General features: G+C 66.0%; 10 protein-coding genes and 1 riboswitch. Of the genes, 3 read left to right on the forward strand and 7 right to left on the reverse strand.

Annotated elements, in window-relative coordinates:
* The first annotated feature begins 11 nt into the window (after positions 1 to 11).
* Positions 12 to 485, forward strand: a complete 474-nt coding sequence (locus R3P95_RS25160; protein WP_068053615.1) for a YbaK/EbsC family protein — start codon at positions 12 to 14, stop codon at positions 483 to 485.
* 30 nt (positions 486 to 515) lie between these two features.
* Here R3P95_RS25160 and R3P95_RS25165 read toward each other — a convergent pair whose 3' ends face one another.
* Positions 516 to 1,016 (reverse strand): hypothetical protein, encoded by a 501-nt coding sequence (locus R3P95_RS25165; RefSeq protein ID WP_317549828.1) that lies wholly within the window; start codon positions 1,014 to 1,016, stop codon positions 516 to 518.
* Between the two features lie 151 nt (positions 1,017 to 1,167).
* Complete coding sequence (locus R3P95_RS25170) at positions 1,168 to 2,499, reverse strand: aminotransferase class V-fold PLP-dependent enzyme (RefSeq protein ID WP_317549829.1); 1,332 nt, start codon at positions 2,497 to 2,499, stop codon at positions 1,168 to 1,170.
* 54 nt (positions 2,500 to 2,553) lie between these two features.
* A riboswitch (SAM riboswitch) is annotated at positions 2,554 to 2,669 on the reverse strand.
* Between the two features lie 208 nt (positions 2,670 to 2,877).
* On the opposite strand from R3P95_RS25170, the gene R3P95_RS25175 reads away from it, so the two are divergent.
* Positions 2,878 to 6,810, forward strand: coding sequence for a Pls/PosA family non-ribosomal peptide synthetase (locus R3P95_RS25175; RefSeq protein WP_317549835.1), 3,933 nt, complete (start codon positions 2,878 to 2,880; stop codon positions 6,808 to 6,810).
* Positions 6,811 to 6,816: 6 nt separating this feature from the next.
* Positions 6,817 to 8,154: a M1 family metallopeptidase gene (locus R3P95_RS25180; RefSeq protein WP_149406444.1), complete on the forward strand. Its 1,338-nt coding sequence runs from the start codon at positions 6,817 to 6,819 to the stop codon at positions 8,152 to 8,154.
* Positions 8,155 to 8,239: 85 nt separating this feature from the next.
* On the opposite strand, the gene R3P95_RS25185 is transcribed toward R3P95_RS25180, so the two are convergent.
* The 5 genes from R3P95_RS25185 to R3P95_RS25205 all read right to left on the reverse strand — a co-directional run bounded on the left by R3P95_RS25185 (position 8,240) and on the right by R3P95_RS25205 (position 11,636).
* Positions 8,240 to 8,434, reverse strand: a complete 195-nt coding sequence (locus R3P95_RS25185) for a hypothetical protein (protein WP_094640899.1) — start codon at positions 8,432 to 8,434, stop codon at positions 8,240 to 8,242.
* 10 nt (positions 8,435 to 8,444) lie between these two features.
* On the reverse strand, positions 8,445 to 8,987 hold the full coding sequence (locus R3P95_RS25190; RefSeq protein ID WP_317549830.1) for a hypothetical protein: 543 nt from the start codon (positions 8,985 to 8,987) through the stop codon (positions 8,445 to 8,447).
* A gap of 103 nt (positions 8,988 to 9,090) precedes the next feature.
* Positions 9,091 to 9,705 (reverse strand): hypothetical protein, encoded by a 615-nt coding sequence (locus tag R3P95_RS25195; protein WP_317549831.1) that lies wholly within the window; start codon positions 9,703 to 9,705, stop codon positions 9,091 to 9,093.
* A gap of 30 nt (positions 9,706 to 9,735) precedes the next feature.
* Positions 9,736 to 10,992, reverse strand: coding sequence for an MFS transporter (locus R3P95_RS25200; protein WP_317549832.1), 1,257 nt, complete (start codon positions 10,990 to 10,992; stop codon positions 9,736 to 9,738).
* Positions 10,989 to 11,636 (reverse strand): GntR family transcriptional regulator, encoded by a 648-nt coding sequence (locus R3P95_RS25205; RefSeq protein WP_317549836.1) that lies wholly within the window; start codon positions 11,634 to 11,636, stop codon positions 10,989 to 10,991. Before R3P95_RS25205 ends, R3P95_RS25200 begins: the two co-directional genes overlap by 4 nt.
* Positions 11,637 to 11,816 lie beyond the last annotated feature (180 nt).

Raw genomic sequence — 11,816 nt, forward strand, 5'->3', positions numbered from 1 at the left:
AGGGTTGGGGTATGTCCCGGCTACTTCATCCGAATGCAGCCCATGTTGCCGACACGCTGATTTCACGTGGTCATCACGGGGTGGTGGTCAGCAGTCCGGAGGGCACGCACACTGCCGCCGATGCCGCTGCGGCACTGGGCGTCGACGTGGGCGCGATCGTGAAGTCGATGGTGTTTCTACTGGGCGACGAGCCGGTGCTGCTGCTCGTCTCCGGTGCCCACAACGTTCATCTCGAGCACACCGGCGAGCGTCTCGGCGGCGTGTTGACGCGTGCGCCTCTGGACACGGCCAAGCATGCCACCGGCCAGCCGATAGGTGGGATCGCCCCGGTCGGCCACCCCACCAACCTCGACACGTTCGTCGACCAGGATCTGGCCGGCTACTCCGAGGTGTGGGCGGCCGCCGGCCACACCAATACGATCTTCAGGTCCACGTTCACCGAGTTGGTGCGCATCACTGCGGGTCTGGCGATCGACGTCACCTGACCCACGCGCACGTCCCGAGGACGCGAATCCTCAGGACGCGAGAGTCGGGGCGATCGGTGCGCCGAGGACCGCGTCGACGACGTCGATGTCGAGTCGGGTCCCGCGGGATTCCAGCAGCGGCAGTACTCCGTTGTTGATGAGAACCGACTGGCGAGCGACGTCGCCGAGCACTGTCAATGTCACGCCGTCGGCCACATCGGCCGCGGTGACGTCGGAGATCAAACTGGCCAGTCCCGCCGGTGTTCCGACGTAGCGGATCGACGACGGACTGCTCGGCGCATCCAGTGTGGCAAATTCCCGACGGGCCGTCCGGGCATCGGCCGCGATGTGGATCTCGAGGTCGAGAAACACTGCTGTGCTGTCGGCAGATTCGCCGCGGTCGACTGCCTCGGCGCGGAGCCGCGCGCGTTGCTGCTGGGATTCCCGCAGGTCGGAGGCCTGGATTCGGACTACATCCGTCTCGGGAGCGGCGGTCAGTTCGGTCCAACCCGCAGAGAATTCGACGGCGACGCGGGTGAAGTTGTGCGACATGAGTGGTGGTCCTGATTCTTCAGTCGGTGGCATTCGGTCGGAGCGGAGCCGAACTCGAACACGACCCGGACGCAGTGCGGCACAGATCCACATATCTGTTGCACCAGTGGCGGTTGCCCGCCCATACGACACTCACGGTCATGACGCCATGCTAACTGTCTGCGGGGGTGCACGGGGATCCAACCCCGGCGGCGCCATCGGCCACCTCGGGGAAGGGTCGCGGGTCGGGTACGGGGTTCCACCAGCCGGCATCCTCTGCGTAGTCCCAGTTCGGTCCCGATTCGACCAGGGCGGCGAGTGCGTCGACGAGTCGGTCCACATCGGCGAACGAGCTGCCGAGGCCGATGCTGGCCCGAACCGCTCCGGCCGCATGCCCCAGCCTGCTCAGCAGTGGGTGCGCGCAGAACTTCCCGTCCCGCACGCCGATTCCGTGTTCGGCGGAGAGGTACGCGGCGACCTCACCGGGGTCGCGTCCGGCGACGGTGAAGGTGACGATGCCGACGCTGTCGGTCGCGTCGGCCCACACCTCGAGCTGCTCGACGCCGTCCAGTGCGGCCAGCCCGTCGCGCAGGCGGGACGACAGTTCGCGCTCGTGCGCCTGCAGCTCGGCATCGTCGAATCCGGCAATGGCCTCGCAGGCCGCAGCCAATGCGGCAACCCCGAGCACGTTGGGGGTGCCAGCCTCGTGCCGCTGCGGTGCCGGAGCCCAATCGGTGTGGTCGATGCGCACGCTACGTACCGCGCCACCGCCGGCCAGGTGTGGCTCACCGAGGTCGAGCCAATCACGCCTGCCCACAAGCACTCCCGCGCCGAACGGGGCGTAGAGCTTGTGCCCGGAGAAGGCGAGGTAGTCCACCCCGAGTGCGGCGATGTCGACCCGCCGATGCGGAACCAGCTGGGCACCGTCCACCGCGATGCGTGCGCCGTGCCGATGCGCCAGTGCCGCGAGTTCAGCGACCGGCAGAACTTCACCGGTGACGTTCGATGCGCCCGTGATCGCAAGCAGAGCAGCAGGTTTCGCGGCGAGTTCGGCGTCGAGGCGGTCGATGGTCTCGGCCAGGGTCGACGCAGCCACCACCACTCGTCGGTCACGCCACGGAAGCAGGTTCGCGTGGTGTTCGATGTCGAGCACCACGGTCTCACCCGGCACGCATGCGGCCAACAGGTTCAGCGAATCGGTGGTGTTCCGGGTGAACACCACCACCGAATCCGACTGCGCACCAATGAAATCGGCGACGGTCACCCGCGCCTTCTCGTACGCTGCCGTGCAGACCCGTGAGGCGTAGCCGGCACCGCGATGAACACTGGAGTAGAACGGCAGCAGTTCCGCGATCCGATCGGTCACCGCCGTCAAAGCCGGTGCGCTGGCAGCGTAGTCGAAATTGGCGTAGGTGCAGGTGCCGCCCTGCACCAGGGGTACCTGCAGATCCGTGCCCGAAACAGGGGCAAAAGGAGCACAGGGGCGGGAAAGTACAGATGTCATGACAGATCAAGCCCTCACGTTCGAGGGACCCGCAACCGAAGGATGTGGTGAACGAGTCCGCGCTTGCCGCGCCGGTTTTCCGGCATCAGCCTGGTCGTCACCCGGAGCACCCCACCGCGGAGGAGGGTTGCCGACCAGCGAGCCGGGGCTTGACGCTGGTACTCGTGACCGTGGAGAAGACACTGGCAAACCCGCTGCGGTTTTGTCAAGCCGGAACTCACGCGTGGGCAGCAGTAGGATTCCCGCGGTGGGAAGGAGCGCTCGTTCACCTGCTGGCAAACAGAACGTGAGATAACCAACGGCGCTGCTCCCCAGCGGCACAGAGTCCCAGCACCACAGAGTCACTTGCCAACGAACGAGAAGGACGCCCGGTTGTCTGTGCATCAAGAGAACGATCTGCCGGGTTCGAGCGCGGACACCGCGCCTGCACCGGCGGCGTTTCTTCGCTCGTCGCTCGCCCCTCCTGCCCGGACGCTCATCGACGTTCTCCGTGATACCGCTCATCGTTTTCCCGACGCCCCCGCCATCGACGACGGTGCTGTCTCGGTCAGCTACTCCGAGTTGTTGGACGACATCGCCGAGGGCGCGCAGTGGCTCGCCGATGCCGGCGTCAGGCGCGGCGATCGCGTCGGCATCCGCATGCCGTCGGGTTCCTTCTCCCTTTATGTCGCGATCCTGTCCATCCTCGCGGTCGGTGCCGCGTACGTTCCGGTGGACGCGGACGATCCCGAGGAGCGGGCCGAGTTGGTCTTCGGTGAGGCGAAGGTGACGGCCATCGTCACGGCGGGCGGCATCGCCGCCGGTACTGCTCCCAAACAAGACGGCCTTTCCGAGACCGACCCACTGCCGCCGACTCCCGAGGACGACGCGTGGGTCATCTTCACCTCGGGTTCGACGGGCACGCCCAAGGGTGTGGCGGTCAGTCACCGCAATGCGGCGGCGTTCGTCGACGCCGAGGCCCGCATGTTCTTGCAGAAGGATCCACTCGGCCCAGGTGATCGAGTGCTGGCCGGTCTGTCGGTGGCGTTCGACGCGTCGTGCGAGGAGATGTGGCTGGCGTGGCGGCACGGTGCGTGTCTGGTTCCGGCACCCAGGTCGCTGGTGCGGTCCGGTTTCGATCTGGGCCCGTGGCTCGTCTCCCGCGACATCAGTGTCGTCTCGACGGTGCCCACCCTCGCGTCGCTGTGGCCCGCGGTGGCTCTGGAAGCGGTGCGGTTGCTCATCTTCGGCGGCGAGGCGTGCCCGCCGGAACTGGCCGAGCGGCTCGCCGTCGAGGGCCGCGAGGTCTGGAACACGTACGGCCCCACCGAGGCAACGGTCGTCGCGTGCGCGGCGATCATGGACGGGAAGGGGCCCGTCCGCATCGGATTGCCGTTGGACGGATGGGACCTGGCAGTAGTCGATGCGTCGGGCACCCCGGTACAGGTCGGCGAAGTCGGTGAGTTGGTCATCGGCGGCGTCGGACTCGCTCGGTATCTCGATCCGGCCAAGGACGCCGAGAAGTACGCGCCCATGCCCTCTCTGGGGTGGGATCGGGCGTACCGCAGCGGCGATCTGGTCAAGCTCGAGCTCGAAGGGCTCTTGTTCCAGGGTCGCGCCGACGATCAGGTCAAGCTCGGCGGTCGACGCATCGAGCTCGGCGAGATAGACAATGCGCTGCAAGCACTTCCGGGAGTCGGCGGTGCGGCGGCCGCCATCCGCAAGACCGCTGCCGGTAACTCGGTGCTGGTCGGATACCTCGCCAGCACCAATCCAGATTTCGATCTCGAAGCCGCACGCGAATTGCTCGCCGAGCAGTTGCCCGCGGCATTGGTGCCCAGGCTTGCGCTGGTGGACGAGATGCCAACGCGCACTTCGGGCAAGGTCGACCGCAACGCGCTGCCGTGGCCCCTGCCCGGTATGGCGGGCGCGTCTGCGCTCGGCGGCACGGCGGGGTGGGTGGCCGAATTGTGGACCAACATCCTCGGCGCGCAGGTTTCCGACGAGAACGCCGATTTCTTCGCCAACGGCGGCGGTTCGCTGTCGGCCGCTCAGTTGGTGACGGCGTTGCGCGAACGGTTCCCCGAGATCACCGTCGCACAGCTCTACGACCACCCACGGCTGGGTTCACTGGCGCAGTATCTCGACGATCTGAAGCCTGTCGTCGAGGCCGTTCCTCGTGACGTGGCCCCGACGTCGCGTACCGCGCAGTGGGCGCAGATCGCGGCAACGGTTCCGTTGACCACGCTGACCGGATTGCAGTGGGTCACTTGGCTCGGACTGCTGTTCAACGTCATGTCCTGGTTCGGCGACGTGCCCTGGGCCCCGACGCTGTCGTGGTGGTGGGTGCTCGTGGCGTTCGTCCTGTTCATCACTCCGGTCGGCCGGATGGCGATCTCGGTGATCGGCTCTCGCATCCTGCTGGCGGGCTTGAAACCCGGCGCGTATCGACGCGGCGGGAGCATGCACATCAGGCTGTGGGCAGCAACGAGATTGACCGATGCCAGTGGTGCGTCGAACCTTTCGGGCGCACCGTGGATGGTCTACTACGCGCGCGCTCTGGGTGCCAAGATCGGCAAGGGTGTCGACCTGCACACGATGCCGCCGGTCACCGGAATGCTCGAGCTGGGCGACGGCTGTTCCATCGAGCCCGAGGTGGATCTGTCCGGACATTGGATCGACGGAGATCTCGTCTACATCGGCGGCGTCGAGATCGGTGCCGGTGCCACCGTCGGCGCACGGTCGACGCTGTTGCCCGGCACCAAGGTCGGCAAGAACGCCGTCGTCACCGCAGGCTCCGCCGTCGTCGGACGGGTGAAGGCCGGTCAGATGTGGTCCGGTTCGCCGGCTCAGAAGGTCGGCAAGGCCGATCATCCGTGGCCCGCGGAAACGCCACCGCGCGCGACGAAATGGGTGTTCGCGTACGGCGTCGCGTCGCTGTTCCTGTCCGGCATGGCACTGTTCTCGATCGGCGTCAGCCTGGTGCTGATGGGCTGGTGGATTCACACCGCGGACTCCGTGTTCGACGCCTTCGAACGTGGTCTGGTGATGTTGCCCGTCGCGACGATGGTGTCGTTGGCGGTGTTCGCGTTGATCACCGTCGTCGCGGTGCGGTTGCTCAGCATCGGTCTCGTCGGCGGCTACCACCCGGTCCGTAGCCGCATCGGCTGGCAGGTCTGGGCCACCGAACGATTGATGGACTCCGCGCGCACCTTCCTGTTCCCGCTCTACGCGTCACTGCTGACTCCGCATTGGCTGAGGCTCCTCGGCGCGAAGATCGGCAAGGACGTCGAGGCGTCGACGGTGCTGATGATCCCCAAGTTCACCACCGTCGCCGACGGCGCGTTTCTCGCCGACGACACGATGGTCGCCAGCTACGAACTCGGCGGCGGCTGGATGCATCTGGGCGACGCCAAGGTCGGCAAGCGGGCGTTCCTCGGCAACTCCGGTATGACCGGGCCCGGGCGAACCGTCCCGAAGAACGGCCTGGTCGCGGTGCTGTCCGCGACTCCGGACAAGGCGAAGTCCGGCTCGTCGTGGCTCGGCAGTCCGCCGGTGCGGCTGCGTCGGGCCGCCGGTAGTGCGGATTCGTCGCGCACGTTCGATCCGCCCCGCAAGCTCAAGGTCGCCCGGTCGTTCGTCGAGACGTGCCGGTTGATTCCCGTCGTCGTGACGTTCGGCATCGGGCTCGGAGTGCTGTTCACGCTCACCGCCATCGCCGACTCCATCGGGTACTGGTTGGCTGCGTTGCTCAGCGGCGTCGTCCTGCTCGTCGCCGGTTTCGTGGCTGCTGCGGTGTCGGCGTTGGCGAAGTGGTTGTGGGTGGGCCGGATCGGCAAGACCGATCATCCGCTGTGGAGTTCGTTCGTGTGGCGCAACGAGGTGGCAGACACGTTCGTCGAGACCGTTGCCGCGCCGTGGTTCGCGCGCGCCGCCGAGGGCACCGCGGTGCTGAACATGTGGCTGCGGTGGCTCGGTGCGGATATCGGCCGTGGCGTCTGGTGTGAGACGTACTGGCTTCCCGAGGCCGATCTGGTGACGTTGGCCGACGGTGCGACGGTCAACCGAGGGTGCGTTGTGCAGACGCACCTGTTCCATGATCGGATCATGTCCATGGACACGGTCGATCTCGGCAGAGGCGCAACACTGGGACCACACTGTGTCGCGCTGCCTGCATCGGGTATAGGTGATGGAGCGACGGTGGGGCCTGCCTCTCTGGTGATGCGCGGCGATACGGTTCCCGCGCATACTCGCTGGCAGGGCAATCCGATCGCGCCGTGGGCCAAGGGTGATCCCTTTCCGCGTATTCGCGACGACCGAAACGAGGGGTGATCTACCGTGCCGGACAGGCTCGTGGCACCGGTGTTCGACGTCGACTCCAGTGACAATCCGATCGATACGTATCTTCCGCAGAACGGCAACCGCGGCTATCGCGTCTCGCGCTACGAACTCGATCTCGAGTACAAGGTCGAGAGCAACCGGCTGGCGGGTAAGGCGAAGATCACCGCGGTCACCACGGCGACGGTGTCGAAGTTCGCGCTCGATCTCGGTCCGGCGATGAACGTGTCGAAGGTGTCGGTCAACGGATCGCGTTCGGTGAAGTTCAGCCACCAGCGCGGCAAGCTGAAGATCACGCCCGCCAAGCCCATCGCGTCGGGTGCGGCACTGGTGGTGACGGTGGCGTACGGCGGAACCCCCAAGCCCATCAACGGTTTGTGGGGTGAGGTCGGCTGGGAGGAGCTCACCGAGGGCTCGCTCGTCGCCAGCCAACCCAACGGCGCTGCGTCGTGGTTTCCGTGCGACGACCATCCGGTGTCCAAGGCCAGCTACGGCATCACCATCACCACCGATTCCCCGTACTACGCGGTGGCCAACGGAACGTTGGTGCGCAAGCAGACTCGCGCCAGCCGCACCACGTGGGTGTACGAGCAGCCCGAGCCGATGGCCAGCTACCTCGCCACCATCCAGATCGGTCCGTACGAGCATCGCATCGTCAGCCCGGGGCCGGTACCGATGAAGGCGATCACTCCGCCGCGCCTGCGAGCGCAGTTCGATCACGACTTCGGTCGTCAACCGCAGATGATGGATACGTTCGTACGGCTTTATGGCCCTTACCCTTTCGCGTCGTACACCGTGGTGGTGACCGACGACGATCTCGAGATTCCGATCGAGGCGCAGGGCCTATCGATCTTCGGTGCCAATCACTGTTCCGGTTCCCGGTACTACGAGCGCCTGGTGGCGCACGAGCTGGCGCACCAGTGGTTCGGCAATTCGCTCACCCTCGGCAAGTGGGCCGACATCTGGCTGCACGAGGGATTCGCGTGCTACTCGGAGTGGATCTGGGCCGAGAACTCCGGCGGCGCAACGGCTCACGACAAGGCCAAGCGGGCGCACACCATTCAGCGCGGTCTGGCGATGGACCTGCAACTCACCGACCCGGGGCCCGAGCGCATCTTCGACGACCGTGTCTACAAACGCGGCGCACTGGCACTGCATGCAGTGCGGCGCACCATCGGCGACGAGCGATTCTTCGGACTGATCCAGGAATGGACCTCCAAGTACCGCTACTCGACGGTCGCAACCGCGGACTTCACCGACCTCGCCTCCCGCTTCGGTTGCCCCCGAAATCTGTGGGACGCATGGTTGGTGGACAAGCAACTTCCGTCGCTGCCGTAGGTCCCGCGGGCAATCGGCTCCCCAGTTTCGGATACCAGCCTGCAATCGGAGGCCTGAATCCAGGTCTGGGGAGCCGACCCGCCGGTCAGACCCGCCGACGCCGTTTCTGCGCGTAGCCGATGGTCAAGAAGCCCGCCGACATCAACGCGAAAAGATTGATCGGCGACGCGATCGCACGGCCGACACTCGCATCGAGTGCCACGACCTGAAACAGCACCCAACACACGATGACGCCCAGCACGGCGAAAATCGGCCAGGGTCCGGAGTAGTTGTACTTCATGCTCGCTCCCTCAGCAGAACGTTGCTCCACCGGTCAGGCCACCGCCAACAGCTCCGCCGATTGCGCCGACCAAGCCGCCTCCGACAGTACCCACGACCGGGAGCGTCACGGTCCCCACACCGGCTCCTGCGAGCCCGGCCGCGGTGCCCCCGGACACCGCACCTCCCCCGATCCCCGCCAGACAATTTCCGATACTCAGCGTGGTGACCTCACCGTCGCTGGGCACCGCGACCGCGTGCACTCGGAGGGCGGAGCCCGAAACGGCGTACTGAACCTCGACCTGACTGCCATCTGCGGCGGTGGCCCGCGTAGGCAGCGACTCCGTCGCACCTGTCTCGATATTTTTTGCCGTGGCTGTTCCGTCGTCTGCCACTGCGACGTCGTAGCCGACCAACGCCACAGAGAAGTCACTGTCACTGGTTTTGGCGACTCCGAGGGCGGGCGAATCCACGGTCTGTGCTTGCGTAGGAACTGCTGCCCCCACAATGGAGCCGAGTCCTGCTGCGGCGACGAAGATTCCGGTAGCGATGCGTGATGCGTTGCGCTTGGTCATCATTCCCCTTCGGTTTCAGCACCTCATTTCCTTAACCAAAGTATTGAAATGGCGGCGGGGCCGTCAACCCCTTGGGGTGCAAACCTGACTGTTCACCTCATCGCTACCCGAGCGAGATGATCAGCCCAGCCACGGCGAAGCCGTACAGCGCCGCCGTTGCCAGTGCTTGTCGCCAGAAGCCCGGCGGGAACGACGCCGCCCAGCGTCCCCTGCCGTCCAGTTGCAGATCGCAGGGGAAGTCGCTGATGGCCATGGCCGATCCAGGATTTTTCGAGTGCGCGAGCACCACGCCGGTGGTGAACGGCAGACCCCGAACGAACAGGTGACCGCGCGCTTCCCCGGCCCGATACCGCACCGTTGATTCGGTGACAATCCCTGTGTACCAACGCCGTTGGACGTTCCAGCCGGTGGCGTGCGCGAGCCGAAGATTGCGGTCACCGCGCAGTGCCGTGTCCACGGTCTCGACGTCGGCGATCAGTCCCCAGCGCAGCATCGACACCCACCAGGCATTCCGTCGGCTGCGAAATACCACTGCACCCAGCAGCACGATCGCGAAGACGTAGGGCACCAGAGCGGGATGCCTCGACCACCACGCAGCCGGCACGATCACCGCGACGAGAAACCAGTACGCCTCACGCCGGTTCCATACTGTGGCACCCGCGATCGCCACCGTCGGAGGCACCCGATGCGGCGGGACCGTGCGCGAGGACTGCAGCATGATGCCGCTGATCCTAGGGCCGAACCGCCCCTACGCGCTCGGCAAGTGTGCAGACGTTTTCGACCGCACCACCAGGCCACACAGTGCCGCCATCACCGCGCCGAATCCGAAGATGATCGGATACGTGACCACGCCGGGCCATGTCTCGGTCAATGCCGACAGCAGGGCGGGCACCGCGAAGCCCAGGTAGGTCAGCGAATAGAACACCGCGGTGAGGCCGGCGAGATCATCGGGGCCCGCAATGCGTTGCACCTCTTGCAAACCCGAGACCAGCGCCATGCCGTAGCCACACCCCAGCACTGCGGCCGCGATCAGGGCTGCGGCAATGGTCAGCACCGACGCCGCCCACGCCGCGACAGCCATGCCGACAACCAGCAGTGTCAGCGCAACCAGAGCGCCTCGCGCACTGGCGGGAGTGTCGATTCGACGCCCCACGGCCTGAATCGCGAAGCCGGAACCGAGTGCGATCACCGCCATCGCGGCAGACAGGGCGACGGGATAGCCGCCGCCGGGCTCGTCGGCCAGAGCGTCGGCCATCAGTGACGGCAGCACCGCGTAGGCGACGCTCGCGGCACCGAACACCCACGGGGCCAACGGGAGCACCACGAACAGGAACCGTCGATGCGATGCGGACGGAATCCGTAGGTCGTCGAGCAGCTTTTTGTTCTTGGATACCGCTGTGGCAGTTCGAGTTTCGGGAACCGACAGCATGCCGATACCGGCGACGATGCAGATCAGCACGTGCACGCTGTAGGCGAGGTGCGTCGGCCAGGGTGCCCATTGCGCGAGCACACCGGCCACTCCGGCACCGAGGGCGAAGCCCGCGGTCAGCGACATCGCCGCACGGCGCGCTCCGGCACCGGGTTTGGCGGTGGCGTCGCGGCTCGAGAGTTCCTTGACCCAGCTGCCGCCCACGGCCATACCGATTCCGAGCGCGATACCGCTGAGCACGCGACCACCGAAGAGCAGGTACGCATTGTCCGGTCCGAGTGCGATCAGAATGGACCCGGCCGCGGCAATTGCCGTAGCGGGCAACATGATCGGGCGTCGACCGAGTCGGTCGGACAGCGGTCCGCAGATCAGCATCGCCGGAATGATGCCCAGAACGTAGGCGAACAGGAACGTATCGACCACCACGGCCGAAAACCCGTGGTCGAGTCGATACATCACCAACAGCGGCGTGAACTCGTTGCCGCCCCACGCGACAGCGAACATGCCCGACGCCACCAGCAGCCAACGTCGCGCAGTCGTCTCGATGTCCCGATCGTTCGTGATCGTCTCGCTCATCGTGCTCCCCCTCTGTCCGGTCGTAGGCCGTGCACCCCGAGCATGTGTTGTTCGACTGCCCGCTCGAATCCGTCTGCATCTCCCGCCTCGATCAGGTCGGCCAGCCGGCGATGGTCGTCGACGATGCGGGAGATCTGGCCTGGGTCACGCGTCACCGAGGCTGCGGTCATTCGGCGTTGACGCTCGCGCAGTCCGTCGTAGAACGCGTCGAGCAATGGGTTGCCGCCCGCATGGACGACGGTGCGATGGAAGTCGGCGTCGACGGCGCTGAACTGCGCGGCGGTACCGTCCACGGCCAGCTGCTGCTGCAGCTGCAGGTTCTCTCGCAGCGCGGACACCACGGATTCGCGGGCTGACGCGTCGTCGATGAATGCTCGGACGCTGCCTGCCTCGACGAGTCGACGCGCGTCGACGACGCTCTCGGCCTCACCCACCGCGATCGGCACCACCAGTGCCCCGCGCTTGGGGTACAGCCGCATCCACCCCTCGACCTGCAGACGCAGAAACGCTTCACGTACGGGTGTGCGACTGATCTCGAGCCGGGTGGCGATCTCACCCTCGCTGACGAGCTCACCGCCGGGAAGTTCTCCCGAGACTATGAGCTCCTTGACCGTCACATACGCCGTATCGGCGGCAGATTTCATCTCGGACACAACATAGATACTAGATGCACCTCAACTGTGCACCAATTCGGGACCCGAGAAAGTCCACTCAACGTGACATTGACTACCGAAAAGGCCACCGAACGATGCTCCTATGTCTGTCAAGGGCTGGGTGTGGGCTTCAGTAGGCCGAATATTTCGCGGGCGATGGCGCGTTTGAGG

The sequence above is a fragment of the Rhodococcus cercidiphylli genome (genome assembly GCF_033042225.1).
Lineage (GTDB): Bacteria > Actinomycetota > Actinomycetes > Mycobacteriales > Mycobacteriaceae > Rhodococcoides.